At 71.0% G+C, this 25,160-nt stretch carries 23 protein-coding genes; 12 read left to right on the top strand and 11 right to left on the bottom strand.

What is annotated here, in order from left to right; translation table 11 throughout:
- The 3 genes from ACGWYJ_RS13425 (at window position 1) to ACGWYJ_RS13435 (ending at window position 3,233) form a co-directional block, all read left to right on the top strand.
- Complete coding sequence (locus tag ACGWYJ_RS13425; protein ID WP_395106245.1) at window positions 1–1,188, top strand: Zn-ribbon domain-containing OB-fold protein; 1,188 nt, start codon at window positions 1–3, stop codon at window positions 1,186–1,188.
- On the top strand, window positions 1,185–2,345 hold the full coding sequence (locus ACGWYJ_RS13430) for a thiolase C-terminal domain-containing protein (RefSeq protein WP_395106246.1): 1,161 nt from the start codon (window positions 1,185–1,187) through the stop codon (window positions 2,343–2,345). Before ACGWYJ_RS13425 ends, ACGWYJ_RS13430 begins: the two co-directional genes overlap by 4 nt.
- A gap of 111 nt (window positions 2,346–2,456) precedes the next feature.
- Complete coding sequence (locus ACGWYJ_RS13435) at window positions 2,457–3,233, top strand: enoyl-CoA hydratase/isomerase family protein (protein ID WP_395106247.1); 777 nt, start codon at window positions 2,457–2,459, stop codon at window positions 3,231–3,233.
- 281 nt (window positions 3,234–3,514) lie between these two features.
- Here ACGWYJ_RS13435 and ACGWYJ_RS13440 read toward each other — a convergent pair whose 3' ends face one another.
- On the bottom strand, window positions 3,515–4,234 hold the full coding sequence (locus ACGWYJ_RS13440; protein ID WP_395106248.1) for an SDR family NAD(P)-dependent oxidoreductase: 720 nt from the start codon (window positions 4,232–4,234) through the stop codon (window positions 3,515–3,517).
- 132 nt (window positions 4,235–4,366) lie between these two features.
- Window positions 4,367–5,062 carry a hypothetical protein gene (locus ACGWYJ_RS13445; protein ID WP_395106249.1) on the bottom strand — a complete coding sequence of 232 codons (696 nt, stop codon included), beginning with the start codon at window positions 5,060–5,062 and terminating at the stop codon, window positions 4,367–4,369.
- Here ACGWYJ_RS13445 and ACGWYJ_RS13450 point away from each other — a divergent pair.
- Window positions 5,061–6,533, top strand: coding sequence for a PKD domain-containing protein (locus ACGWYJ_RS13450; protein WP_395106250.1), 1,473 nt, complete (start codon window positions 5,061–5,063; stop codon window positions 6,531–6,533). The genes ACGWYJ_RS13445 and ACGWYJ_RS13450 overlap by 2 nt on opposite strands.
- A 196-nt stretch (window positions 6,534–6,729) precedes the next feature.
- On the opposite strand, the gene ACGWYJ_RS13455 is transcribed toward ACGWYJ_RS13450, so the two are convergent.
- From ACGWYJ_RS13455 to ACGWYJ_RS13465, 3 genes are all read right to left on the bottom strand, one after another.
- Window positions 6,730–7,908 (bottom strand): amidohydrolase family protein, encoded by a 1,179-nt coding sequence (locus ACGWYJ_RS13455; RefSeq protein WP_395106251.1) that lies wholly within the window; start codon window positions 7,906–7,908, stop codon window positions 6,730–6,732.
- Between the two features lie 63 nt (window positions 7,909–7,971).
- A complete protein-coding gene (locus ACGWYJ_RS13460) occupies window positions 7,972–8,490 on the bottom strand; it encodes a hypothetical protein (protein WP_395106252.1) in 519 nt (172 codons plus the stop codon).
- A complete protein-coding gene (locus tag ACGWYJ_RS13465; RefSeq protein WP_395106253.1) occupies window positions 8,475–9,002 on the bottom strand; it encodes an MFS transporter in 528 nt (175 codons plus the stop codon). Before ACGWYJ_RS13465 ends, ACGWYJ_RS13460 begins: the two co-directional genes overlap by 16 nt.
- 419 nt (window positions 9,003–9,421) lie before the next feature.
- Between ACGWYJ_RS13465 and ACGWYJ_RS13470 the strand changes: the two genes are divergently transcribed.
- From ACGWYJ_RS13470 to ACGWYJ_RS13480, 3 genes are read left to right on the top strand one after another with little or no spacing between them, the layout of a single operon-like run.
- The gene (locus tag ACGWYJ_RS13470) at window positions 9,422–10,690 is read left to right on the top strand and encodes an acyl-CoA dehydrogenase family protein (RefSeq protein WP_395106254.1); all 1,269 of its coding nucleotides are present in this window, start codon (window positions 9,422–9,424) and stop codon (window positions 10,688–10,690) included.
- Window positions 10,687–11,811 (top strand): acyl-CoA dehydrogenase family protein, encoded by a 1,125-nt coding sequence (locus tag ACGWYJ_RS13475; protein WP_395106255.1) that lies wholly within the window; start codon window positions 10,687–10,689, stop codon window positions 11,809–11,811. Before ACGWYJ_RS13470 ends, ACGWYJ_RS13475 begins: the two co-directional genes overlap by 4 nt.
- A 58-nt stretch (window positions 11,812–11,869) precedes the next feature.
- Window positions 11,870–13,087, top strand: a complete 1,218-nt coding sequence (locus tag ACGWYJ_RS13480) for a CaiB/BaiF CoA transferase family protein (protein WP_395106256.1) — start codon at window positions 11,870–11,872, stop codon at window positions 13,085–13,087.
- A 218-nt stretch (window positions 13,088–13,305) separates the two neighbouring features.
- Here ACGWYJ_RS13480 and ACGWYJ_RS13485 read toward each other — a convergent pair whose 3' ends face one another.
- From ACGWYJ_RS13485 to ACGWYJ_RS13495, 3 genes are read right to left on the bottom strand one after another with little or no spacing between them, the layout of a single operon-like run.
- Window positions 13,306–14,325: a phosphotransferase family protein gene (locus ACGWYJ_RS13485; protein ID WP_395106257.1), complete on the bottom strand. Its 1,020-nt coding sequence runs from the start codon at window positions 14,323–14,325 to the stop codon at window positions 13,306–13,308.
- Window positions 14,325–15,068, bottom strand: coding sequence for an SDR family NAD(P)-dependent oxidoreductase (locus ACGWYJ_RS13490; protein ID WP_395106258.1), 744 nt, complete (start codon window positions 15,066–15,068; stop codon window positions 14,325–14,327). The genes ACGWYJ_RS13485 and ACGWYJ_RS13490 overlap by 1 nt, the downstream gene beginning before the upstream one ends.
- Window positions 15,065–16,381: an acyl-CoA dehydrogenase family protein gene (locus tag ACGWYJ_RS13495; protein ID WP_395106259.1), complete on the bottom strand. Its 1,317-nt coding sequence runs from the start codon at window positions 16,379–16,381 to the stop codon at window positions 15,065–15,067. Before ACGWYJ_RS13495 ends, ACGWYJ_RS13490 begins: the two co-directional genes overlap by 4 nt.
- A gap of 273 nt (window positions 16,382–16,654) precedes the next feature.
- On the opposite strand from ACGWYJ_RS13495, the gene ACGWYJ_RS13500 reads away from it, so the two are divergent.
- The 4 genes from ACGWYJ_RS13500 to ACGWYJ_RS13515 all read left to right on the top strand — a co-directional run bounded on the left by ACGWYJ_RS13500 (window position 16,655) and on the right by ACGWYJ_RS13515 (window position 21,716).
- Entirely contained in the window at window positions 16,655–18,145 is a 1,491-nt protein-coding gene (locus ACGWYJ_RS13500; RefSeq protein WP_395106260.1) for a class I adenylate-forming enzyme family protein, read from the top strand.
- A gap of 113 nt (window positions 18,146–18,258) precedes the next feature.
- A complete protein-coding gene (locus ACGWYJ_RS13505) occupies window positions 18,259–18,732 on the top strand; it encodes a DoxX family protein (RefSeq protein ID WP_395106294.1) in 474 nt (157 codons plus the stop codon).
- A gap of 36 nt (window positions 18,733–18,768) precedes the next feature.
- Complete coding sequence (locus ACGWYJ_RS13510) at window positions 18,769–21,030, top strand: acyl-CoA dehydrogenase (protein WP_395106261.1); 2,262 nt, start codon at window positions 18,769–18,771, stop codon at window positions 21,028–21,030.
- Window positions 21,031–21,089: 59 nt separating this feature from the next.
- A complete protein-coding gene (locus tag ACGWYJ_RS13515; RefSeq protein ID WP_395106262.1) occupies window positions 21,090–21,716 on the top strand; it encodes a cysteine hydrolase family protein in 627 nt (208 codons plus the stop codon).
- 20 nt (window positions 21,717–21,736) lie between these two features.
- Here ACGWYJ_RS13515 and ACGWYJ_RS13520 read toward each other — a convergent pair whose 3' ends face one another.
- The 3 genes from ACGWYJ_RS13520 to ACGWYJ_RS13530 all read right to left on the bottom strand — a co-directional run bounded on the left by ACGWYJ_RS13520 (window position 21,737) and on the right by ACGWYJ_RS13530 (window position 24,003).
- Window positions 21,737–22,315, bottom strand: coding sequence for a DUF2889 domain-containing protein (locus tag ACGWYJ_RS13520; protein WP_395106263.1), 579 nt, complete (start codon window positions 22,313–22,315; stop codon window positions 21,737–21,739).
- 47 nt (window positions 22,316–22,362) lie between these two features.
- Window positions 22,363–22,623 (bottom strand): hypothetical protein, encoded by a 261-nt coding sequence (locus tag ACGWYJ_RS13525; protein ID WP_395106264.1) that lies wholly within the window; start codon window positions 22,621–22,623, stop codon window positions 22,363–22,365.
- A gap of 117 nt (window positions 22,624–22,740) precedes the next feature.
- The gene (locus ACGWYJ_RS13530) at window positions 22,741–24,003 is read right to left on the bottom strand and encodes a winged helix-turn-helix domain-containing protein (RefSeq protein WP_395106265.1); all 1,263 of its coding nucleotides are present in this window, start codon (window positions 24,001–24,003) and stop codon (window positions 22,741–22,743) included.
- Between the two features lie 198 nt (window positions 24,004–24,201).
- Here ACGWYJ_RS13530 and ACGWYJ_RS13535 point away from each other — a divergent pair, with 198 nt between their 5' ends.
- The gene (locus ACGWYJ_RS13535; RefSeq protein ID WP_395106266.1) at window positions 24,202–25,053 is read left to right on the top strand and encodes an enoyl-CoA hydratase/isomerase family protein; all 852 of its coding nucleotides are present in this window, start codon (window positions 24,202–24,204) and stop codon (window positions 25,051–25,053) included.
- Window positions 25,054–25,160 lie beyond the last annotated feature (107 nt).

The following is a 25,160-nucleotide window of genomic DNA, read 5'->3' on the forward strand; positions in this document are numbered from 1 at the left end:
ATGAGCTACGTAGCGGCGATCGCCACCTACCTGCCCCGCTGGGGCGCCGCCGGACGGCGGGCGGCGGGCGGCGACGAGGACGCGGTGACGCTCGCGGTGCAGGCCGGCCGGGCCGCCATCGAGGCGGCCGGCGCCGGCGGGGAGGGCGTGCAGCGGGTGGTGCTGGTCAGCCGGGACCTGCCGCTGATCGAGGGCGGCAACGCGGCGGTGCTGCTGGCCGGGCTCGGGCTCGGTCCCGAGATCGAGGTGGACGAGCGGCTCGGCGGCGCCCCAGCGGCGCTGGACGAGGTCACGGCGGCCCGCCCGCGCACCTTGGTGATCGCGGCCGACATGCGGCCCGCGGGCGCCGCGGCCGCCCTCGCCTCCGTTGCGGGCCTGACGGTACGCCCGCTCGCCAGGCTCGCGCGATCGCTGCCGACGCGGGCCAGGAACGCGGCGGGCACGGTCCATGACTACGGTGACCCGCGGCTACTGCGCGAGCGCGGCCTGCTGGCGTCACTGGCCGCGGTCGGCGCCGAGAAGCCGCTCGCGCTCGCCGGCGTGGACGCCGAGCAGGCGAAGGCCCTGTGCGCGGGAACGCCGCCGAAACTTCCCACGACCGGTGCGAGTTCGGCGCTGTTCGCGCTCGCCGCGCTCGCCGAGTCCCGCGCGACCGGGCCGCTCTTCGCGACTGAGCAGGCGACCGTCACCGGTGTCGCGGTGAGCGGCGGCCCGGCGACCGTACGCCGCGAGGAGCCGGCCGCCCGGCCGTTGCCCGCCACCACGTGCACGGAGGGCAAGGACATCCCGGTCTCGCTCGCCGCCTACGACCGCGCCTTCGAGCCGAAGGTGAGGTTCGAGGCTGCCCGGCACCCGGATACCGGAGAGCTCGACTTCCCGCCACGGTTCCGGGTCGGCCGGGACGGCACCCTGGGGTCGGACTACACGCTGGTGCCGCTGCCGCGCACCGGGACCGTCTACACCGGCGTCACGGTGCGGATCCCGGTCCCCGGCCTGCCCACCCCCTACTCACTCGTCATCGTCGAACTCGATGACGTCGGCGTACGGGTCCTTGCGCGGGTCACCGGCACCGAACCGGGGACCGTGACCATCGGGGACCGAGGGCGCATGGTGCTGCGCCGGGTCGCGGTGCGCTCCGGAGTCCCTGATTACGGCTACGCGTTCTCTCCGGAGGAGACCACGGCATGAGGAAGATCGCGATCGTCGGAGCAGGGATGACCCCGTTCGCGGAACACTTCGCGCTCGGTATCAAGGACCTGGTACCGATGGCGTTCGCCGAGTGCGCGGCGAGCGTCGACAAGGGCCTGGACATCGGAGACATCCAGGCCGCGTGGTTCGGTGAATTGTCCACGACGGACGGATTCCCCTCCGGCATCCTGGCCGATACCTGCGGGCTGCTCGACATCCCCGTCACCCACGTGGAGAACGCGTGCGCGACGGGCAACGACGCGGTGCGCAACGCCCTGTTCGGCGTCGCGTCGGGCGCCTATGACCTCGTGTTGGTGGTGGGCGCCGACAAGGTACGCGAGTCGGCGTCGAAGGACACCTTCTGGGAGTGGGCGGGGATGACCCGCGATATGGCCTGGGACTACCCGCTCGGCCTGGTCGCGCCGGCCAACTTCGCGCTGCACGTGGCGCGGTACCTGCACGAGTCGCCCGCCACCCGGGAGCACATGGCGAGGGTGGCGGTGAAGAACCACCATCACGCGGTCGGCAACCCCAAGGCGCAACTGCGGTTCGACATCACCGTCGAGCAGGTGCTGAACGCGCCGGTCGTGGTCGAGCCGTTCGGCCTCTACGACTGCACGCCGCAGAGCGACGGCGCGGCCGCGCTGCTGCTCGCCTCCGAGGAGGTGGCCGACCGGTACACCAGTCGCCCGGTCTGGATCCGGGGCGTCGGGCTCGGCCTCGACCGGGTCATGCACCAGCACAAGCCGGACATGACCACCTTCCCCGCCACCGTCAAGGCCGCGAAGCAGGCGTTCGGCATGGCCGGTTTGACCCCGGCCGACGTGGACGTCGCCGAGGTGCACGACTGCTTCACCGGGGTCGAGCTGATCAGCTACGAGGACCTCGGGTTCTGCGATCGCTTCGAGGCGTACAAGCTCGTGGAGGCCGGCGCCACCAGCGTGGGCGGCGCGAAGCCTGTGAACCCCAGCGGCGGTCTCAAGGCCAAGGGGCACCCGCCGGGCGCGACGGGGGTGGCGCAGTGCGTGGAACTGTTCGAGCAACTCCGCGGCGAGGCGTCCAACCAGGTCGACGGGGCACGGGTCGCGCTGGCGCACAACGTCGGCGGCCCGACCGCGGTCTCCGCGATCACCATCCTCGGAACGGAAGCCGGTTGACCCGCGCCGCCCTGGACGCCCTGGTCCGGCCCGGCGGCATGGGCGTCCGGGCGGCACCACCGAGATCGTGAAGGACCTCATCGGCCGCGACATGGGCTTCTGAAAGCGGGAATGGTGGACGAACCGGAACACCTACGGCTCCGTGGGCGGGTACTCCGCTGCTCGATCGCCGGCGGACCGAAGGGCACCCTGGACATGGACGCCGTGCGCGCGGCCGCCTCCGTACTCGTCCGGACGGGACCCCAGGTCGGCTGCGTGCTGATCGTGGGCGGCACCCCGAACTTCTGCACTGGCGGCGACGTGCGGGCCTTCGCCGCCGCGCCCGATCGCCGCGCGCTCCTGGCGGAGATGGCACACGACCTTCATGCGCTCGTTCTCGGACTGGCCGAGACACCCCTTCCCGTCGTCACCGGCGTGTCCGGTTGGGCGGCGGGGGCCGGCATGAGCATCGCGTGCGTCGCCGATGTGATCGTCGGTGGTCCGGACACCCGGTTCCGCCCCGCCTACCCGTCGATCGGGTACTCGCCCGACGGAGGAATGTCCTGGACGCTCGCCCGTTCGATCGGAGCGGCCCGCGCCCGAGACCTGCTCCTCACGGACTCGGTCCTCGGCGGTGAGGAGGCGCTACGAGCCGGCCTCCTCACCCGCCTGGTCGCCACCGAGGACGTCCAGCACACGGCCGAATCGGTCGCGGCCGCGCTCGCCGACGGGCCGACGGAAACCTACGCCCGGATCAAGCGCCTGCTGGCCGAGGCCCCGGCCCGCAGCCTGGCCGAGCAACTCACCGCCGAGGCGGAGTCGATCGCGGAGTCCGCCGACAGCCCGGCAGGAAGAGCCGGAGTCGACGCATTCATCCGGCGCCACACGTCCAGGTCCCCACGGCCTTGATGTTCCGAAGGTCGTTCGCAATTGCATGGCGCCGCGGGCAATCGGCTCGGAGCCTCCCGTCCACGCGCAGCCTTTCATCGATGCCGTTCTGGCGTCCTACACCGCTGCCCGCTCGTTCGATGCCGAGAAGACACCCGACAGGCCGTAGGAGCTGTCGTTGGCGGACGCGGACGGCCTCGGGGGCGCCAGGCCCATGCGCGTAGTCAGAAGGCCGAGCGGTGGTGGCCGCCGTCGACCTCGATCCAGTTACCGTTCACGTAGCCGGCATGTTCCGAGCACAGCTAAACGATCATCGAGGCGATCTCATCGGGGCGGCCCATACGGGCGGCCGGTACCCGCGCGTTGTCGCGCATCCACTCCCGACGGTCGTCCTCCGAGGCGAGCCCGGCGTTGTCGCGCAGATAGTTCACAGCGTTCTGGGTTTCGATCCAGCCCGGGGCCACCGTGTTGATGGTGATGCCGTACTGGGCGTACTCGTCCGAAACGGTCTTGAGCAGGCCGACGGTCGACGGGCGGGTCGCGTTGGCGATCGCGTGGTGGATGTTGCCGACCGGCTCCTTGGCTGTGGCCGAGCCGATGTGCACGAACCGCCCCCAGCCGGCTTCTTTCATGCCCGGCAGCACGGCGTGCAGCAGGTAGATCTGACTCATCGTATAGCTGCGGAATGACTCGACGTACTGGTCGGTGTCGGTGATGTCCGCGAAGTCCCCGGGGATGTTGAATTTCGTCTGGCCGATCACGATCTGCGGCGATCCCAGCCTCTCGCGGACTTCGGTGACCGCCCGTCGCACCTCTTCCTGGTCGCCGATGTCGGCGCTCACTCCCCAGGCCTCACCGCCTTCGGACGCGATCGACGCGACCGCGTCGTCGATGTCGGCCTTGGTCCGGGCGACGACGGCGACCTTGCAGCCCTCCGCGGCGAGCAGCTGGGCGACGACCCGGCCGATGCCCCGGCTGCCGCCGGTGACCAGGGCTACCTTGCCTGTGATGCCGAGATCCATCGGGTGTGCCTTCCCTGGGAGGTGGACGAAGACGGAGATCGGGAACGAGCCGGCGCGGGTACGGGAGCCCGGGCGACGCGGGCCATGGACGGGCGGGCCGACAGCGTCCGCGGCCGGGCGATCCTGTCCGCGTCAGACGGACGGCTCAGGTTCGCGGAGCCCGGTCCGGCCGGTCGGATAGAACTGGCGGGTCCAGTGGCGCATGCGGCGGAAGCCGGCGGCTTCCTGAGTCGCCAGGCCGGGCGGTTCGAGGAAGATCTGGTTGTCCCAGATGCGGATGTCATCGGGCAGGGCGAGCTTGGCCTCGTCGAGTCGCCGCCGGTAGCCGCCGTCCGCCAGGTCCCCGTCGGTGCGCGACAGCCAGTAGGTGGCGAACAACTCGGTACGGCCGTCTTCGACCGGAGTGGGGTTGATGGTGATGATGCGGATCCCGTCGCGGGTGTGCTCGATGTTGGCGCTGATGCCCATCCCGCTCCACAGCAGTTCGATGGTGTTCATGGTGTCGGTGCGCAGCGCACCGTCGGCATCGCAGGGATGCTTGGCCCAGCCGCGGCCGAACCCGACCCGTGCCCACCAGGACGGGCCGTCGACGATCTCCTCCAGGATGACCGGGCTCAGCTCGGTGCCGTGCACGAAGCGGAAGTGGTGGGGATCGACGGCGTTCTCGACCACCATCTGCGGATGCACACGCAGGTGGGTGTGGTGGGAGCGGCCGTCGGGCCAGGCGGGATGGAAGTCGTGCTCGGCGGCGTGGGCGGCGACGGTGAGGACGTCGGGAACGTCCCATTCGGGTGGGCGCCCGGCGGCGTCATGCCACTTCGCCTGCATGTTCAACGTGCAGCGGCTGTTGCGCGACAAGCTGGAACCGGTTGTGGACGCCATGCGGCCGGGCGGCTCCGGCGACCCGTTCGCGGGCCTGGACAGCCATGAGCGCGAGGAGCTCGCGACGCTCTACCGGCTGGGCTTCCCGCAGGGCGACGAGCATATGATCGCGGCGCCGATGGGCCAGATCTGGCTGTGGTCATCCATCGCCGACCAGCTCGTGGAGCAGGACCCCGGCTACTTCGAGCAGTTCTGGACCGCACCCGGTTACGTCGGCCACGATCTGCCGTCGGCCGTCCAGGACGACGTCATCGACCTCGTGACGAGGGTCGACCGGGTCGTCACCGTCGGGGAGCTCCTCCAGGACCCGGCCTACGCCGGCCCGGAGTTCGAGCTGATCCGGAACACCGCTTTGATCATGGCCGCCACCGCGGGCGCCGACCTGCCCTTCGCCGTCGAACTGCGCGGTCTGCCCGGCGGCTACCGGCTCGGCGCGCAGCTGCGCCTGACCGGCGGTGACGCCGCGGGCCGCACCCTGTACTGCACCGGAACGGCCGGGGACCTGCTCACCGCCGACGGTCACGGCGAGGCCAACCTGAACCGCTTCCGCGGCGTGCGGCCCGGCGACGAGATCCACGTCGACAACCGCCGCTTCCTGGCGTTCTGCTACTTCCACCGCCATCACCTGATGGACGATCCCCAGTTCGACGCGCTGCGCGTCGGTGGCATGCCGGTCTACCCGCAGCATCCGGTGCCGCTCATGTCGCCGCTGATGGGGGTGTCCTATACGGGCCATTACGAGGGCAAGCTGCTGTGGATCCACCACACGCACGACTCTTCGTTGTGGCCACCGCAAGGGATCATCTACGCCGACGCGGTACGCAGGGCTCAGGGGGAAGAGGGCGCCAGGGAGAACTTCCGCCTGCAGTGGACGGAGAACGCCGAGCACGTACCACCGCAGTTCATCCCGCACGCGCCGGCCCGCTCCTGCGACACCTGGCTGGTCGACTACTTCCCGATCATCGAGCAGGGCCTGGCCGATCTGATCGCCTGGGTCGAGGACGGCGTGGCGCCGTCCGGGACCCGCTTCGAGTACTCCCAGGGTCAGGTCGCCCTGCCGTCGTCGGCCGCCGACCGCGGCGGCGTCCAGCCGGTGGTCGCGGTCACCGCCAACGGCGGCGTACGCACCGAGGTCAAGCCCGGTGATCCGGTGACACTGGAGGTCGACGCCCAGGCGCCCCCGGCGGGAGGGACGATCATCTCGGCGGAATGGGACTTCGACGGGACGGGCGCCTTCCCCTTCCGGCACGAGGTCGAAGGTACGAACACCGCGGTTCGCCTGTCCACCACCCATGTCTACGATGCCCCCGGCACCTATTTCGTAACGGCTCGCGTCAGCGCGCATCGCGACGGCGATGTGGACACGCGATACCGGCGCCTGACCAACGTCGCCTCCGCACGCGTCGTCGTCCGCTGATCGCCGGAGCGAACGGGTCCCCGTGGCTCCCACCCCGAGGCCACCGAGGTCCTAGAGCAGGCAGGCACGACCTGTTCGGCGTCTGGACGGGATGCCCCGTCCGTACTCCTCCGGCGTCGCCGGAGGAGTACGGACGGCGGTACTTCGCGTTCATGGACGAGCCGCGAGTCGGAAGCGCCACCCCACCGGCACGGTCTCAGCCCGTGGTGGCGGCGAGCTCGGGCTTGTCGGCCGGCAGGTTGTAGAGGCGCCTCGCATTGAGTTCCACGATCTTGTGCGCCTCCTCGTCCGGGACGTTGGCCAGGGCCTCCTCCGCACGCTTGCGGCTGCCCGGCCAGAACGAGTCCGAGTGCGGGTAGTCGCACTCCCAGGTGATCCGGTCGACGCCGATGACGTGCCGGTTCTCCACCCCGAAGTCGTCCTCGATGAAGCAACCGTGGATGTGCTTCTTGAACAGCTCCGAAGGCGGGACGGTCCTGTTGATGTTCTGGTAGTGGCGGTGCTTGCGCCAGGTGTTGTCGGCGCGTTCGAGGATGTAGGGGATCCAGCCCACCCCGCCCTCCGACAGCCCGATCTTGAGCTTGGGGTGCCTGTGCAGCACCGAGGAGAACAGCCAGTCCGTCGTCGCCTGCATGCTGTTGGTGCCCATCAGAGTGATCATCACCGCGAACGGCGCGTCCGGGGCCAGGGTCTTCAGCGAGTTCTCCCCACCGCTGCCGAAGTGCTGGCACAGCGGCATGCCGGTCTCCTCCGCGGCCGACAGCACCGGGTCCCAGTAGTCGTCGTGCACCGAGGGCAGGCCCAGCGCGTGCGGCAGGTCGGGGAAGGTGATCGCCTTGGCCCCCTTGGCCGCGGTGCGGTGGATCTCCTCGACCGCCCTCTGCGGATCCCACAGCGGCAGCATCACCAGCGGGATCAGCCGCCCCGGAGCGGCCGCGCACCATTCGTCGAGGACGAAGTCGTTGTAGGCGCGCACGCACAGGAGCGCCAGTTCCTTGTCCTCCGCCTCCAGGAACACCGTGCCGCAGAAGCGCGGGAACGACGGGAAGCACATCGCCGCCTCGATGCCGTCGATGTCCATGTCGACGATCCGGGCCTTCGGGTCATAGCATCCGGCGATCATCTCGTCGTAGCGGACCGGCTCGATCCCGTACTCCTCGGGCTTCTTACCCGCCACGGCGTTGAGTCCGATGTAGGGGTAGGCCCGGCCCTCGTACAGCCAGGACTGGATCGCAGGCAGGCCGTCCCGGGGTGTCTCGACGATCCGCGGGCCGGCCTCGCGGTACTTGGCGGGCAGCCGATCCTGCCACACCTTCGGGTGCTCGATCAGATGGTCGTCGACCGAGATGAGCTTCATCCAGGGCTGCAGCGGCATCGCCAGGTCCTCCTTCACCGAGGCTGTGATGTCCGACACCTTACCCACAAGCAGATTAAATATCTATCTATATAGACCAGGGCGGGTGAGGTCGGGGCCGACCGCGTCGGGGCGGGGAGTCCGCCGTCGCCATATCACGACAAGCCACGCCACCAGGCTCGCTGCGATCGCGGCACAGAGCACGGAGACACCGAAGGACCGGGTGTACGCCGCGGCCGACGGCAGCGTCCGTCCGGCCACGGGCATCGTGAAGGCTGCCGGCAGGCCGCCCGTGCCCGCGCTGCACACGGATGTGCCGATGGTCCGCATCAGCGTGTTCAGGCTGTTGGCCGCGGCGCTCTCGGTGTCCGGGACAGCGCTCATGATCAGCGCGGGCATCGCCGAGTACGCCAGCGCGCTGCCCATCGACAGGACCGTCACGATCATGACGACGACCGCCACGGAATCGAGCAGCAGCACCACGGGGCGTGCCGAGACCCGCAGGTTCACCAGCGGCCCCGGCACGCGGAGCTGATGGGCGCCCCACAACAGAAAGAGAGGCACCGCCCCGGCCAGAAGGCCGAGGGTCAGCGGGCGTTCCATCCCCACACCCCGCTCTGGGAGATGGGCACCAGGAGGCAGAGCAGCGCAAGGCACAGCAGGACGGCGCCCGGTGCGTCGAACCGTCCACCGGCGCGTATCGCCGACTCCGGCACCAGGCGCCACGCGAGGACCATGCTGATCAGCGACACCAGCGCAGCCGTCCAGAACAGCATGCGCCAGCCGGCGAACTCGGCAGTCAGACCCGCCAGCGGCAGCCCGATCGCACCCCCGATGCCCAGCGTCGAGCTCATCATGGCGATGCCGGACGCCTCCCGGTCCTCCGGCAGCTTCTCCCTCAGCAGGCTGATGCCCAGCGGGATGACGCCGAACGCCGCGCTTTGCAAGGCACGGGGGAGCAGCAGCGGCGGTAGGGACCAGCTCACCGCGCCCAGCAGAGAGCCGACGCCCATCACGCCCAGGATGATCACCAGGATCCGCCGCCTGCCGTACAGGTCCCCCATCCGCCCCAGCACGGGCGCGCACACCGCGCCGGCGAGCATGGTGGCCGTCACCAGCTACGACACCTGCGCCGGGGAGGCGTCCAGCAACTCGGGGAAGACCGGTAGCAGCGGCACCACGAGGGTGTGCATGAGGGCGACGGTCACTCCGCAACAGCACAGCGCCACGACCATCGCAGCGGACGCCGTACCACGCGGTCCCGCCGACAAATGATCACCCTTGCCTTTCTCGTCCGAGCCACGATCGTCCGTCCGCGCGAGAGCCCTGGCCTCGAGGACTGCGAAACATTAAACTATTTTATCTGATTGCATCAAGGGGTCGGCTGCCGCCACGACGCAGATGGGCGACGCGCGCACCCTGGAACTCCATCGCCCCGGGCCTCGGACCGGCTTCGGCGCGCTCAGGCGAGACACCTCTGGACAGATATAGTTAAAATAGTTAGATATAGATGGATGGCTGAAAGCGAGCACCGATGCCCGATGAGATGGACGCGTTCGTCGCCGAGGCCCGGGAGTTCCTGGACTCCTGCGCGCCGCGGCGCACCACGCCGAGCAGCGAGGTCGAATGGGGAGTCGGAGAGGACCGCATCGCCTACTTCAGCGAGGATCCGCCCGACGTCGACGCGCGCAAGGTCGCCGCGGCGCGGGACTGGCAGCGCCGCCGCTATGAAGCCGGCTTCGGCTGGATCACCGGGCCCGCGCGCTACGGCGGACGCGAGCTCACACCCGTGCACGACCTGGTCTACGACGGCGTCGAGGCGGAGTACGACGTGCCCGACACCGGGGTGCTCTCGCTGATCGGGCTCGGCATGATCGGACCCACCATCCTGCTGCACGGCCAGGAGGCGATCAAGGACCGCTACCTGCCCGCGATGTACCGCGGTGAGGTCATCGCCTGCCAGCTGTTCAGCGAACCGGGCGCGGGCTCCGACCTGGCGAGCGTGCAGACAACGGCGGTTCGCGATGGCAACGGATGGGTCCTCGACGGGCAGAAGGTATGGACCTCCGTCGCGCACCACGCGCAGATCGGCATGGCGCTGTGCCGCACCGATCCGGGCAAGCCCAAGCACAAGGGCATCACCGCCTTCCTGGTCGACATGTCCGCACCCGGGGTCGACGTCCGCCCGCTGCGGCAGATGAGCGGCGGCGCCGAGTTCAACGAGGTCTTCCTCGACGGCGTCCGGGTCCCCGACGACCACCGCCTCGGCGAGGTCGACGGGGGCTGGCGCGTCGGCCTCACCACGCTGATGAACGAACGCGCCAGCATCGGCGGCGAGAGCGGACCCACCGGCCGCGCCACCTCGCTCCCGTTCCTCGCCGCGCTGCTGGAGGCCAACGCACGCCTGGACGACCGCGCCACCCGCCGGCGTCTCGCCGAGTTGCACGCCGACCAGGCCGCCACCGAGTACCTCAACCGCCAGGCCGTGCGGCGGCTGCGGGCCGGTTCCGAGCCCGGGCCCGAAGCCTCGATCTCCAAGCTCATGTACGCCCAGAACCTCACCCGCACCGCGCACTTCGCCGCCGAGGTCGTCGGGCCACGGCTGATCGCCGACACCGGAGCGTGGGGCGCCTACTCCTGGACCGAGCTGCTGCTGTCGACGCCCGCGCTACGGATCCTCGGCGGCACCGAGGAGATCATGAAGAACATCCTCGCCGAGCGCGTGCTCGGCCTGCCCAAGGAACCCGGCATCGACAGCAAGACCCCCTTCCGCGAACTGCGCCGGTCCGGAGGTGCGCGATGAGCGAGGCGACCACCCCGGAAGAGCGCGAAGAGCTGCGCGCCACCGTCCGCGCCCTGCTGGAAGCGAAGTCGAGCGAGGAACACGTTCGCCGGGCGATGGAATCCGAACGCGGCTACGACGAGGCCCTCTGGACCCAGATGGCCGACCAGGTCGGCCTGCAGGGACTCGCCTTCCCCGCCGAGCACGGTGGTGACGGATATGGGTTCGCCGAGCTCGGTGTGGTCCTGGAGGAGCTGGGCCGGGCCCTGACACCGAGCCCGTTCCTGCCCACCGTGGTGCTGGCCGGGACGGCACTCACCGCCTCCGGTGACACCGCCGCCCAGGCCGCCCACCTTCCGGGCATCGCCGCCGGAAAGACCACCGCCACGCTGGCCGTCGCCGAGGGAGACGGCCTGTGGGACACCGGCTCGCTCACCACGACCGCGACCCGCGACGGTGCCGGCTGGACGCTGACCGGCCGGAAATGGTTCGTCCTCAACGGCGCGACCGCCGACCTGATCCTCGTCGTGGCCCAGGCCGACGAGGGGCCGTCGCTGTTCGCCATCACCGGTGACGCCCCCGGGCTCGTCCGCACACCCCTGCGCACGCTCGACCTCACCCGCCCCCTCGCCCGGCTGGACCTCACCGCCGTTCCCGCGGCACCCGTCGGAGAACCCGGCTCCGCCGCGGCGATCGTGGCCCGCGTCCTCGACCACGGCACCACGGCCCTGGCGGCCGAGCAGGTCGGCGGCGCCCTTGCCTGCCTGAAGGCGAGCGTCGCCTACGCCCGGGAACGCGTGCAGTTCGGCCGCCCGATCGGCTCCTTCCAAGCCGTCAAGCACAAATGCGCGGACATGCTCGTCCGCGTACAACTGGCCGACGCCGCCGCACACGAAGCGGCCGACGCCCTCACCGGTGCCGAGGACGCACCCGACCCCGCGGTCGCCGCCGCCGTCGCGCATGTCGTCTGCTCCGAGGCGTTCATGTTCGTGGCCATGGAGAACATCCAGGTGCACGGCGGAATCGGCTTCACCTGGGAACACCCCGCCCACCTCTACTTCCGCCGCGCCAAGTCCTCCCAGCTCCTCTTCGGCGGGCCAGCCGTCTACCACGAGCGGCTACTGAGCCGGATGGGTCTCTAGCCGCTCCCAGATCAGTCCAGTCCACCGGCACGCGCCGGCAGAAACCAAGGAGGACACGATGAAGGCGATTCTGGACGGCGTGAAGGTGGTGGAGGTCGCCGCCTGGACCTACGTCCCGATGGCGGGCGCGGTGCTGGCCGAGTGGGGCGCCGAGGTCATCAAGATCGAGCATCCCGAGCACGGCGACCCGCAGCGCGGGCTGATCAGCTCGGGCCTGGTGCCCGGCGGCGGCTCGGTCAACCACATGATGGAGGTCCCCAACCGCGGCAAGAAGAGCGTCGGGCTGGACCTGGCCTCGACCGGAGGCCACGAGGTGCTGCTCAAGATGGCCGCCGGGGCGGACGTCTTCCTCACCAACTTCCTGCCCGCGGCACGCCGCAGGCTCGGTTTCGAGGTGGAGGACGTCCGGGCCGTCAATCCGGGCATCGTCTACGCCCGCGGTTCGGCCGCCGGCCAGCGCGGACCCGAATCCGAGCGCGGGGGCTACGACCTGGCCAGCTTCTGGGCGCGCGCCGGCTCGGCCGACATCAACACCCCACCCGGTTCGGCCTATCCCACCCAGCAGCCCGGCCCGGCCTACGGAGACGTCATGGCCGGTCTCACCCTCGCCGGGGGAATCGTGGCCGCGCTGCTGCACCGCGACCGCACCGGGGAGGCGCTGACCGTCGACAACTCCCTGCTCGCCATGGGCATGTGGGCCACCGGTGCCACGCTGGCCGGGGCGGCCCTGTTCGGCATGGACCGGCTCCCGTTCGGCACCCACGAGGACATGCCCAACCCGCTGGTCAACTACTACCGCACCAAGGACGGCCGGTACCTGCTGCTCAACATGCTCCAGTACGAGCGGTTCTGGCCCGAGCTCGTCACCGCGGCGGGCCGCCCCGAACTGGCCGCCGACCCGCGCTTCGCCACCGGCAAGGCGATGACCGAACACCGCGCCGAGTGCATCGCCGTCCTGGACGAGATCTTCGCCGAACGCACCTTCGAGGAATGGAAGAGCGCACTCGCCGATATCAGGGGCGTCTGGGCACCCGTCCAGCGCGCGAGCGAGATCATCGACGACCCGCAGGCGCGGGCCAACGGCTACATGTCCGAGGTCGAGGCGCCGGACGGCTCCACCTTCCGGCTGGTACCCGCACCACTGCAGTTCGACGAGACGCCGTCGAAGCTGGTCCGCGCCCCCGCACACGGCGAGCACACCGACGAGGTGCTACGCGGCCTCGGCCTGACGGACCAGGAGATCATCGATCTGAAGGTCGGCGGGGCGGTGCTCTGAACCACCGAACGCCCCACCCGCTCGGACAGGCGGCGCCTTCGCGCCGGCTCGCCGCGCCTGCGCCTGGCGGCGTCGGCGCGGCGAGCCAGTGGCCGGCCGATCGGCAACACCACGCCGGGCTCCGGAAATGTTCCGGCCCCGATCTTCTGGCGCCTGCTGGAGGACGCCGACGTCCTCGGGGACTCCTGACGGCCGCGCTCCCTGACACTTGATCTCCGCTACATCTCTCCGAGTTGCCCTTCGGCCTTGGTGAGCAGTTCGGAAAGCGCCGGGACCATGCGCTCCATCGACGTCGTCAGATCGCCTCTCCGGCGGCCCCGTTTGATCAGCAGCGCGGTGGCGGCGGCCTCCTTGTAGTAGGTCAGCGCCTCGAACCAGGCCAGGTCAGGAGCTTCCCGGCCGCCTGCCGCGGTGTATGCGGCCAGCAGTTCCGCGCCGGTGGGCATGCCGGACGGGGCGTCGGACGGCGCGCCGGGATGCCGGGCCTCGTCGGTGAAGAAGGCGAACCAGGACAGGTCCACGCGGGGGTCGCCGACCGACCAGATCTCCCAGTCGATCACCGCCTCGACTCGCCCGCCCTGGCACAGGGTGTTGCCGAGCCGGTAGTCGCCATGGTTGATCACCGGTGCGATCGGGGCCGGGACGGTGGCGTGCAATGCTCGGGCGCACCGCTCGTAGTCGTTCTGCAGGTCGGGCGGGACGGTGGAGAACGCGCGTGTCCAGCGATCGATCTCGTCCGTCAGCGCCACGATCGGCTCGTCACCCAGCCCCGCTTCGGAGGGTGGCACGGCGTGGATCGCCGCGAGCACCGCCGCCGCGTCCAGCGCCTTGGCCCGGACGCCGGCGAACCCGGCCGGGTCTCGGTTCTCCTCCAGCACCGGCTCGGTGCACTCCCCCGGCACCAGGCCCATCGCCACGAACGGCGGAGTGTCCGGCGGGTCGCCCGCGTCCTCGAACAGGACGGGCGGGACGCGCACACCTTCCCGGCCGTGCAGGGCCCGCATCACACGGCCCTGCCGCAGGACGTCCCGGTTCCGAACCGGCGGGAGCCCGGGTGGCGCGACTTTGAGCACCACCCGTTCCTCCCCCGCGGGCCCGTTCCGGACGCGTGCGACGAAGGTGAGGCTGGAGGTGCCGCCGGTCAGCGGCTCGATGCGCAACACCTCTGCCCCGGGCGCCCACCCCTGCGCCGCCCGGGTCGCCCGCTCCCGAAGGGAACCGGTGAGATCGTCGGCCATCAGTAGAGTCCTCCGTCCACGCGCAGAAGGGCACCGGTGGTGAAGCTGGAGGCCGGGCTGGCAAGGTAGAGGGCGCTGGTGACGATCTCCTCGGGGCGTCCCGGACGGCCGGCGGCGCTGGGCGCCCGCTCGCGGTGCTCGCGCGGCCATGCCTTGGAGATGTCGGTCAGGAACGGGCCCGCCGAGATCGTGTTCACCCGGACCGACGGCGCGTACTCGAGGGCGAGAACCTCGGTGAGAGTGTTCAGCGCCGCCTTGGCACCCGCGTAGGGGCCATACCGCGGCTGCGGTTTGAGCGCCCCGGTGGAGGAGACGTTGATGATCGATCCGCCGTCGCCGTCGGCCATCCGCCGCCCGACCAGCGCGCCGAGCCGGAACGGTCCCTTGAAGTTGACGGCGACGACCTTGTCGAACAGCTCCTCGCTCGTCTCCGCCGACGAGGGCGCCAGCGGCGACATGCCGGCGTTGTTGACCAGGATGTCGACCCTGCCGAACTCGGCGTAGGCGGCCTCGACCAGCGCGTCGATCTCGTCCCACCGCCCGACGTGGCAGCCGTGCGCCAGCGCGCGCCGTCCGAGCGCCTCGATCTCGACGGCCACCGCCCGGCAGGCGTCCACCTTGCGGCTGGTGACGATCACATCGGCGCCGGCGCCGGCGAAGGCCAGGGCCATCTCGCGGCCGAGGCCCCGGCTGCCACCGGTGATCAGCGCCACCCTGCCGGTCAGGTCGAACAGATCGTTCACAGTGAGGCCCCGCTCAGGTCGTGTTCGTCCAGGATGGAGGCGTAGCGTTCACGCGCGGCGGCCAGCTTCGGCGGGATGTGCTCGCTCGGGAACAGGCCCTCGGCCGGCTCGTAGTTCCGCAGCAGCTGCTTGGCGATGGTGGTCCGGTGCACCTCGGTGGGGCCGTCCGCGAGCGCGAGGGACGGCACGCTCATCCACATGCCGGCCAGGGGTGTCTCGCGGGTCGTGCCCAGCGAGCCGTGCAGGTGCAGGGCCCGCTGCACGATGTCGTGGTAGACCTTCGCCATCGCGACCTTGCACATCGCGATCTGGGTGCGGGCCGCGCCGTGCGGCTGCGTGTCGATCGTCCAGGCCGTGTTCAGCACCAGCAGCCGGTATTGCTGCAACTCGATCCACGAGTCGGCGATGAACGCCTGCACGGCCTGCTTGTCGGCCAGCCGCTCGCCCTGCGTCCTGCGGGACAGGGCGCGCTCGCACATCATGTCGAAGGCGCGGCGGCACTGCCCGACCGTCCGCATGGCGTGGTGGACGCGGCCGCCGCCGAGCCGCGCCTGCGCGACGCGGAACCCCTCGCCGGGGCCGCCGAGAAGCGCGTCGGCGGGCACGCGCACCTGGTTGTAACGGATGTAGGCATGGGTGCCCTCGTCCAGGTCGTCGCGCTCGGCCATGGTGGCGACGTTGCGCCTGATCTCGATGCCGGGCGTCCCTGCGGGAACGACGAACATCGACATCCGCTCGTGCGGCCGCGCATTCGCGTCGGTGACGGCCATGACGATGATGAACTCCGCGTACCGGGCGTTGGAGGTGAACCACTTCTCGCCGTCGATCACCCAGCCGTCGCCGTCCGGGTACGCGCGGCAGGTGAACTCCTTCGGGTCGGCGCCCGCGTGCGGCTCGGTCATCGAGAACGCGGACACGATCTCACCGTCCAGCAGCGGCCGCAGGTAGCGGGCCTTCTGTTCCTCGGTGCCGAACATCGCGAGGATCTCGGCGTTGCCGGTGTCGGGCGCGGCGGTGCCGAACACGGTCGGCGCCCAGTACGAACGCCCGAGGATCTCGTTCATCAGGGCCAGCCTGAGCTGCCCGTAACCGGGGCCGCCCAGTTCGGGCCCGAGGTGGCAGGCCCACAACCCCTGCTCCCTGACCTTGGCCTGGAGCGGCCGCAGGATCGCGCGAGCTGCCTGGTTCCCCACGTCGTAGGGGTCTCCGCCCGCGGGGAACAGCAGGTCGAGCGGCTCGACCTCCGCGCGGACGAAGGCGTCCATCCAGTCCAGCTTCTCCTGGAAGTCCGGGTCAGTGCTGAAGTCCCACAACGGGCTCTCCTCGATGATCGGCCGGGGATGGCAGAAGGATGATCAAAAGTGATACATTTGTCAGATCATAGGGATCAGCCTGGTGGCGCGGCAAGAGACGGCGGCCATGGATGAGCCTCTCGTTCTACCCGAACCCGCCTGTGTATACTCACGGAATCTTGACGGAATTGTCTGGATCCATCGACCTACTTGAGCGACATAGTTGTCAGAAACGATATGAAACGTTGACGGGATGGGAGGCCGCGCGACCGTGCGCGGCGTGAGGAGAGTGCCGTGAACATCGCGATGCTGCTGGAGATGGCCGTGACCGGGGATCCCGATCGCATCGCCGTCGGGCCGCGCGGCAACGACATGAGCTACGCGGCCCTGAGGCGGACCTCGGCCGGAGCAGCCGCCATCGTCCGCGCCCGCGGGGCGCGCGAACTGGTGTTCGCCGGGCTCAACCGCACCACGTTCCCGGTCGCGCTGTTCGCCGCCGCCTACGCCGGTGTACCACTGGTGCCGGTGAACTACCGGCTGTCGGCGACGGCGCTGGCCGAGTTGACGGCCCGGCTGGAGAAGCCGCTCGTGGTGGCGGATCCAGAGTTCACCGAGATCTTCGCCGGCCACGAGGTCATCCCCTCCCCCGAGTTCCTGGACAGCGGTGCCGCGGCCGAGGCGGTCGAGGACGCCGCGGCCTCGGAAGACGACCCCGCGGTCCTGCTGTTCACCAGCGGGACGACCGCCGCGCCCAAGGCCGCGGTCCTGCGTCACCGCCATCTGACCAGCTACATCCTGCAGACCGTCGAGTTCGCCTCCGCCGGCGCGACCGACGCGGCCCTGATCAGTGTGCCGCCCTACCACGTGGCCGGCGTGGGCTCTGCCCTCAGCAACATCTACTCCGGTCGCCGCATGGTGCACATGGGCGCTTTCGATCCCGCCCAATGGCTCCGCCTCGTCCGCGAGGAAGGCGTCACTTCGGCCATGCTGGTGCCGACGATGCTCGCCCGCATCGTCGAACATCTGGACGGGCGGCCGGCCGACGTGCCCACCCTGCGCTCGCTGGCCTACGGCGGCGCCCGGATGCCCGCGACCGTCCTGGAGACGGCGCTTCGGCTGTTCCCCGACACCGGCTTCGTCAACGCTTACGGCCTGACCGAGACCAGCTCCACCATCGCCCTGCTCGGCCCCGACGACCACCGGGCGGCCATCGACTCCGACGACCCCGGCGTCCGGGCGCGGCTGCGGTCGGCGGGCCGGATGGTGCCGGGCGTGGAGGCGCAGATCCGGTCCGCCGGCGGCGCCGTGCTCCCGCCCGGTGAGACCGGCGAGCTGTGGGTACGCGGCCCGCAGGTATCCGGCGAGTACCGGGGGTTGGACTCTCCTCTTGACGAGGACGGCTGGTTCCACACCCGGGACCTTGCGCGCTTCGACGCGGACGGCTACCTGTTCATCGAAGGCCGCGCCGACGACACCATCATCCGCGGCGGCGAGAACATCGCCCCCGCGGAGATCGAAGACGTGCTCATGACCCACCCGGCCGTGCGCGATGTCGGAGTGACCGGGTTGCCCGACGAGGAGTGGGGCGAGCGGATCGCCGCCTTCGTCGTCCTGCACGAGGGCATCGCGGCCGACGAGGACGGGCTGCGGTCGTGGGTGCGGGACCGGCTGCGCGGGTCCAAGACACCCGACCTGGTGGTCTTCAAGGAAGCCCTGCCGTACACCCCGACCGGCAAGCTGCTCCGGCGACAATTGACCGCTCTTGACGGGGCCCCCGCCTCCTGACCCTCGCGTCACCCTGGCGAACGAGCGCCGCTTCGTACACGAAGGGCCGGTCACGGCCCGTCGCACACCAAGGAGGGACCGCCACGGAAACACATGACGCCATAGGCCTCGCGCTGCGGGCGGTCATCGGCATCACGATGATCGCGCACGGCTACAATCACTGGCGCGGCCCCGGCGGACTCACGGGAACGGCCCGGTGGTTCGGCGGCATCGGCCTTCGCCCGCCACGCGTCCACGCGCTGGCCAGCGTGCTGGTCGAATTGGGCGCGGGCGCGGCGTTGATGGCCGGTCTTCTCACACCGCTCGCGGCCGCCGGCGTCGTGGGCACCATGGTCGTCGCCGGTATCGCCGCGCACCGCGGCAACGGCTTCTTCGTCTTCAAGGACGGCTATGAACATGTCCTTCTCCTGGCTGTCGCCTGCCTCTGCCTCGCCGCCCTGGGTCCCGGCCGGATCTCACTCGACCACGCGTTCGGCATCGTCGTCGACGGGGCCGCGGGCGCGGCCACCGCAGGCGTGGCGGGCATCGGCGGCGCCCTGGTGCTGCTCGCCGGGTGCTGGCGGCCCCAGCGCGAATCCGAGAGCTAACCGTTCAGCGATATCCGAGAGTGGAGGTACCGGGGCATGGGCGTGGACACGGCGGTAGCCGACACCGAGGAGCAGCGGGCGCTGGTCGAAGCGATCGGCGAGCTGCTGACCCGGCACTGGCCCGAGGGGGCGGCGCACAAGCAGATCAGCGACCCCGCCCATGTCAGCGAGTTGCCGCTGTGGGCGCGGCTGGCCGAGGTCGGGATCGGCGGGCTGCCCGTGGCCGAGTCCTCCGGCGGCTCCGGGGGTGGCTGGCGGGATCTCGCGGTGGTCCTGGAGGCATGCGGTGCCGCGGTCGCCCCCGTCCCGGCCGTCACCGCCGCCGGGGCGATCGGCGCCCTGGAGTCGGTGTCCGGCGCGCGGGCCGCGGAGTTGCTGAGCAGGGTGGCCGCGGGGTCGGCGGTACCCACCTTCGCCTGGACCGAACGTCCCGGCCTGTGGGGAGCCCGCGGCGGCTTCACCGCCTCGGACGTGCGGGACGGGACCGTCCGGCTCGCGGGGAGCGCCGACCTCGTGCTGACGCCGGAGGCGAACGTGATCTTGCTGCTCGCCGACGGCACGGACGGGCCGGTCCTGGCCGCGGTACCGGCGCCGTCCGGCGGAGTCGTCCTCGACCGTTGCGAGGGCCTGGACCTGCTGCGTCCGATCGGCACGCTCACCCTGGACGGTGCCGAGGGCGACGTGCTGGCCACCGGCGGACCGGCGCTCGCCGCGCTGCGCCGCAGCCTGGTGACCGGTGCCGCCGCGCTGGCCGCCGAGCTGGTGGGGCTCGCGGCCGGATGCCTGGGCGGCGCGGTGAGCCATGCCGCCGACCGTGAGCAGTTCGGCCGCCCGATCGGGTCCTTCCAGGCCATCAAGCACAAGTGCGCCGACATGCTGGCGGGCGTCGAGCTCGCCCGTGCGGCCGCCCGCCATCTCGCCGAGCGGCTGGACACCGGCGCCTCCCCGGATGAGCTGGACGACGCCGCCGCGCTGGCGCTGCTGGAGACCACGCGAGTGGCGCGGCGGGCATCGGCCGACTACATCCAGGTCCTGGGTGGCATCGGCTACACCTGGGAACACCGGGCGCACCTGTACTACCGGCGCGCGGGAGCGATGGCGCCTCTGTTCGGAGGGGAGGGAGCACACCGCCGCCGCCTCGATCCGACCCGGGCCGCCGCCACCACCACGGCGCCGTCCGCCGACTCCTATCCTGAGGGGTCACCGGCCGCCGAGCTGGCCGGCCACGTCGAGCGGCTGCTCCCCGAACACCACCGGACGTGGGGCGAGGACGGCTCCTTCGCCGCCCGGCTGGACTGGCAACGCACCCTGCACCGCGTCGGCTGGATCGCTCCGCACTGGGCGAAGGAGTTCGGCGGGCGCGGGCTCGGCATCGTCGACCAGGTCGCCTGCGACCGGGTGCTGGCCGACTTCCGCGCCCCCGACCTGGCGGGAGTGCTGGGCGTCAACAACGTGGCGCCCACCCTCATGCGCTACGGCACCGCGGACCAGCAGCGCCACCTGCGCGCGATCCAGTCCGGCACGGAGGTCTGGTGCCAGGGCTTCTCCGAGCCGGGCGCCGGCAGCGACCTGGCCGGGCTGCGCACCCGCGCCGCGCTCGACGGCGACGAGTTCGTGATCAATGGTCAGAAGGTCTGGACCTCCGAGGGCATGGAGGCCACGCACTGCCTCCTGCTGGCCCGGACCGACCCGGACGCGCGGCCCCACCGCGGCATCTCCGCGCTGCTGGTCCCGCTCGACCTGCCCGGGATCACCCGGCGTCCGATCGTCCAGATCACCGGCGAGGGCGGCTTCGCCGAGGTGTTCTTCGACGACGTGCGGGTGCCGCGCTCGGCGCTGCTGGGCGAGTTGCACGACGGCTGGAACGTCACCATGACCACCCTCGGCTTCGAGCGCGCCGGGGTGATCATGATGGCCGGCCGGCTCGAGCGCGAGGTGCACGACATCGTCGCCGGGCTGGTCGGGCGCGAACTGGAGCCCTGGCTGCGTGACGCGCTCACCGACCGGCTCGCCGAGACCCGGCTGCTGGGGCTGCTGGGCAGCCGCGCGCTCGGCCGGATCGCCACGGGCGGTGCGCCCGGCGCCGAGCACTCGGTCATCAAGCTCGCCTGGAGCCTGGCCGCCCAGGCCGTGGGCCGGACCCGGCTGGACGCACTCGGCGCGGACGGCCTGCGTTCCGACATCGCCGGCGACGCCCAGCACGGTTACCTGCGCGTCCCGGCCACGGCGATCGCCGGCGGCACCACCGAGATCATGCGCAACATCCTCGCCGAGCGGGTCCTTGGCATGCCCCGCTGATGTCCGATGCCCCACCGACCGCCCGTCCTCGGACACCGCACACCCAGGAGAGCGCGACCATGGCCGAGACCACCCCATACGAGTCCCCCGCCCTGGTGATCAGCGAGTGCCAGCGAGGCATCCTGGACGCGGACCGGACGCTGTCCCCGGGCCTGGCCGAGCAGGCGGCCACCCGCGGGATCGTGGCGCGGACGGCCCGTCTCGCCCGGGAGTTCCGGGAGCGCGGGCTGCCGGTCTTCCACTGCGTGGTGGCGCACCGCCCCGACCGTGCCGGGATCGTGCCCAACTCCTATCTGGCGAAGATCGCATTGCGCCGCGACTACATGCTGGCCGAGACCCCGGACGTGGAGATCCCCGCCGAACTGGGCCCGGAGCCCGCGGACATCGTCAGCAGCCGGGTGACCGGCGCGACCGCGTTCTACGGCACCGACCTGGACGCGATGCTGCGCCTGCAGGGCGTGCGGACGCTCATCCTGGCGGGGGTGTCCACGAACGTCGCCCTGCCCGGCCTGGCCATGGAGGCGATCAACCGCGGCTACACCGCCATCCTCGCCGAGGACTGCACGGCGGGCGCGTCAGCGGACGCGCACCGCCAGATGATCGACAACCAGCTCGGCGTCCTGGCCCGGATCAGCACCGCCGACCAGATCGCCGGGCGGCTGCCTGACCGGGCCAAGCCTTCCTAATACGCATCATCCACCGCAGCTCAAGGGTGATGGCCTCCTCCGGTGAAGTGCGACAGCCTCGGCACCGGACGCTCGACGGTGCCCGGCACCCAGCCCTCTCGAAGTTTGCGCACGGCGACACCGTCCTCCCGCCAGATATGGCAGCTGCCGACGGGCAGCCCATCAGGGGACGGGACCTCGCCGGGTGCCCGGCGACGCGGGCCGGCCGCGGTCAGCATGCTCTGGACGACCACCGGCGCGATGTTCCGCGCGATCTCCTTCAGGTGTGAGCATCCGGCCGGGCCACCGAACCTGCGGTTCAGTTCCCGGGTGAAGCCCCTGCCCACCGGCATCCCCAGCAGCCCGGCGACGGCGCTGGTGATGAGCGGGCACTCCGCGTGCGGAAACGTGGCCATGTCCGCCACCGCGTCGACGACCACGAGATTGGGCAGGCTCACCACCAGCGACAGGCTCATCTGATGCACGTCCTCCGTACCGTCCGGGCCCTTGGGAACGGTGTCGTGCAGCCGTCCGGTCACGCGCAGGCGTTCCCCGTCCTCCAGGACCGATTCGAGATCGATGCTGCGCCGGTACACGGGCACGGCCGACCCTCCATCCATGACACACACCTTCCTTGGAGCCGTTGCCCCTCGATCACGATCGCCGGTCAGCCTCGCAGGTCGGCGAGCGCGGACCGCAGTGCGGCCATCCGGCGCTCCAGCGCCGCCCCCTCCACTCCGGTCGCCGCGCCCGCGGCGGCGAGCGCCTCGATACGAGCGCTCACCTCGGCGATCCGTGCCTCCAGGCGGCCCGCCGCCTCGACCTTGGTGAGGAGGTCCTGATCGGTCCAGTCGTCCACGGGCAGCTGCTCGACCGGCGCTTCGGCCGTTGCGGCCTGCTCGTTCCCGGGCGTGCCTGGCTCAGTCATGCTCATCGCTCCGTTCGGGTCTGCGCGAGACCGCCGCCCCGCACAGCATTCTTGATCGATTGATCTGTCTCCTGAGATCCTGGGTCAGGAAGCGCGTCGATTGCGGCATCCGGGCTCTCAGCCGGCGCCGGGAGCCGTGACCGGCGTCCCGTCCCCGGCGAACAGCGCGCCGAGAAGGTAGCCGGCGGCCTCCAGGACCATGCGGGGGGCCGCCGTGAACGCGCTGTCGGAACGCCGCGCGAAGCCTAGCTGACCCCAGGTTCCATAGTGGTCGACCAGGGGCACGGAGAGGAGTACCGGCAGCTTGGCGTCCGCCAGCAGCCGGGCCGTGGGCCCGTACCGACCGGCCGCCTTCCCGATGTCGACGTAGGCGCGGAGCTGGTTCGAGCTGACGGTGTCACTGGCCACGAACCGCTTGGCCAGCGGGATCCCGGACGCCACGGCCCGCTGCCACTCCGCCGGCATGCCCTGCTGTGCCACCAGGTGCAGGGCGTCGGAGCCCGCCCGCCGGGCGAACACGGCGGCGGCGTCGCACAGTCCCTCGGAAACGGCGATCTCCACCAGCGCCGCACAGGCCCGGTTCCGGTCGCCGGCACCGAGCAGCGCGTTGCGCAGCTTCCGCAGCTCACCCTCCAGCAGCGGGTCCGCGCCGTCGCGGCCGCGGTCGCCGTGCACGGGGTCATGGTCCGCGGCGAACTCCGAGACCGGCTGGACGAAGCAGTAGCCCGTGCCGCGCAGCGAGCGGATGAACCGCGGACGGCCGGGCACCTCGCCGAGCCTGCGGCGCAGCCGATTGACATGAATGCGCAGCGCGTTGCGCTCGTCGGTGTACTTCCAGCTCCACACGGCCTTGATGAGCGCGTGGTGCCGGACTACGACCTGGGCGTGCCTCATCAGGATGTGCAGCAGTTCGAACTGGGTGGGCGACAGGGTGACCGGGCGGCCGTCGACGGTCACCTTGCGCGCCCACAGATCCAGCCACAGCCCCTCGGCCTCCAGGTACCTCAGCCGCGGGGCGCTGGAAGGCACGTGGCGAGCCACGGCCACGACCGCGGCCCGCAGGAGGGATGGCTCACAGTCGGCGCCGACCACCATGTCCGCCCCCAGGTCCAGCAGCCGGGCCTGGGCGTCCGCACGGGGCGACAGCGCCAGGATCGGCGCGAGAGTCCGCGGCCGGACCGCGCCAGTGGCCCCCTCGCACCACGACGATGTCCGCCCCGCCAGCACGATCACCCGGAAGTTGCGGACCGAGGCCAGCCAGCGCGCCCGCTCGATGTCCTGCACGGGCACGCACTCCCAGCCACCGGCCGTGAGGATGCTGCCCGGACCGGCCGCGGCGCCGTCGTCCTCGCCGCATACCAGCGCGGTCCCCGGCTCCACCGAAGCCGTCCGGACAGATGGTGACGTGATGTCAGATGAAGCGGGAACTACATCCGTTGCCATGCGGTGTCCTCCGCCCTTCTGTAGCCACGGAACCCTTGCGGACTCTATTGATATGCGGTGCACGGCTAACTAGGAACATAGAGAGAAAGTGACAAAACCGTCAAGTATCAGCCATATACGGTGGAGAGGAGCGGCATGGGAACACCCGGACAGGAGGCGCGGGAGATCGCCTACCGCAAGCACGACGGCATCGCCCAGATCACGCTCGACCGGCCCGCCTCGCTCAACCCGATCTCGGCCCGGCCGGGCGGCACCCGTGACCAGATCCGGCGTGCGCTCGACGACGCCGAGGCCGACCCGTCCATCGGGGCGGTCCTGCTGAACGGGGCGGGCCGGTCGTTCTCGGCGGGCGGCGACCTGGCCGGCAACGCCCCGCGGGAGAGCGCCGCCGAAGAGTTCCGTTTCCAGGAGCGAGCCGACCGTTTTCACGACCGCATCCGGAGGTCACCGCTGCCGATCGTGGCGGCCGTGCACGGCCACTGCCTCGGAGCCGGACTCGTCCTGGCCGCCTGCTGCGATCTTGTGATCGCCGGCACCGGCGCCAGGATCGGGATGCCCGAAGGGCGGCTCGGGCTGGCCGGGGCGAGCGCGCTGGTCCCGCTGGTGGGACGCCAGTGGGCCAAGTTCCTGATCCTCACCGGCGAGCTCATCGACGCGGCGCTGGCCTGCCGGATCGGCCTTGTGACCGCCGTCGTCCCCGACGAGGAACTGGCCGGCCGCTCGCTCGACCTGGCCCGGCGGCTGTCCCGGATGCCGCGCGAGGCGACCACGCTGAACAAGCGTGCCGTCGACGCGGTGGCCGAGGCATCCGGGGACGCCGCCGGACGGGTGGCCGCGCGCGCCCACGACGCGCTGACGCTGGCGATGAGCGGCCTGGCCGCGGCGCCGGACGGCCGGTCGTTCGCCGAGATCAGGAAGTCGGAGGGAGTGCAGGGGCTCAAGGCCGCCCGCGACGCCCAGTACACCGAGCCATGGCTGCGTCCGTGAACCACCGGCGCCATCGTGCATGCCCCATTCCCGACGCCCCGATAACGCACATTGGAAAGATTTCCGACATGTTGCCCGGGCGAGACTCCAGCATCATGCGGATCGAG

This window comes from Actinomadura sp. SCN-SB (genome assembly GCF_043906805.1).
Taxonomy (GTDB): domain Bacteria; phylum Actinomycetota; class Actinomycetes; order Streptosporangiales; family Streptosporangiaceae; genus Spirillospora.

Bases quoted from the DNA above. Each gene is read 5' to 3' on its own strand.
- ACGWYJ_RS13425 (WP_395106245.1), top strand. From the start codon at position 1: ATGAGCTACGTAGCGGCGATCGCCACCTACCTGCCCCGCTGGGGCGCC.
- ACGWYJ_RS13430 (WP_395106246.1), top strand. From the start codon at position 1,185: ATGAGGAAGATCGCGATCGTCGGAGCAGGGATGACCCCGTTCGCGGAA.
- ACGWYJ_RS13435 (WP_395106247.1), top strand. From the start codon at position 2,457: ATGGTGGACGAACCGGAACACCTACGGCTCCGTGGGCGGGTACTCCGC.
- ACGWYJ_RS13440 (WP_395106248.1), bottom strand. From the start codon at position 4,234: ATGGATCTCGGCATCACAGGCAAGGTAGCCCTGGTCACCGGCGGCAGC.
- ACGWYJ_RS13450 (WP_395106250.1), top strand. From the start codon at position 5,061: ATGTTCAACGTGCAGCGGCTGTTGCGCGACAAGCTGGAACCGGTTGTG.
- ACGWYJ_RS13445 (WP_395106249.1), bottom strand. From the start codon at position 5,062: ATGCAGGCGAAGTGGCATGACGCCGCCGGGCGCCCACCCGAATGGGAC.
- ACGWYJ_RS13455 (WP_395106251.1), bottom strand. From the start codon at position 7,908: ATGCCGCTGCAGCCCTGGATGAAGCTCATCTCGGTCGACGACCATCTG.
- ACGWYJ_RS13460 (WP_395106252.1), bottom strand. From the start codon at position 8,490: ATGGAACGCCCGCTGACCCTCGGCCTTCTGGCCGGGGCGGTGCCTCTC.
- ACGWYJ_RS13470 (WP_395106254.1), top strand. From the start codon at position 9,422: ATGCCCGATGAGATGGACGCGTTCGTCGCCGAGGCCCGGGAGTTCCTG.
- ACGWYJ_RS13475 (WP_395106255.1), top strand. From the start codon at position 10,687: ATGAGCGAGGCGACCACCCCGGAAGAGCGCGAAGAGCTGCGCGCCACC.
- ACGWYJ_RS13480 (WP_395106256.1), top strand. From the start codon at position 11,870: ATGAAGGCGATTCTGGACGGCGTGAAGGTGGTGGAGGTCGCCGCCTGG.
- ACGWYJ_RS13485 (WP_395106257.1), bottom strand. From the start codon at position 14,325: ATGGCCGACGATCTCACCGGTTCCCTTCGGGAGCGGGCGACCCGGGCG.
- ACGWYJ_RS13510 (WP_395106261.1), top strand. From the start codon at position 18,769: ATGGGCGTGGACACGGCGGTAGCCGACACCGAGGAGCAGCGGGCGCTG.
- ACGWYJ_RS13515 (WP_395106262.1), top strand. From the start codon at position 21,090: ATGGCCGAGACCACCCCATACGAGTCCCCCGCCCTGGTGATCAGCGAG.
- ACGWYJ_RS13520 (WP_395106263.1), bottom strand. From the start codon at position 22,315: ATGGATGGAGGGTCGGCCGTGCCCGTGTACCGGCGCAGCATCGATCTC.
- ACGWYJ_RS13525 (WP_395106264.1), bottom strand. From the start codon at position 22,623: ATGACTGAGCCAGGCACGCCCGGGAACGAGCAGGCCGCAACGGCCGAA.
- ACGWYJ_RS13535 (WP_395106266.1), top strand. From the start codon at position 24,202: ATGGGAACACCCGGACAGGAGGCGCGGGAGATCGCCTACCGCAAGCAC.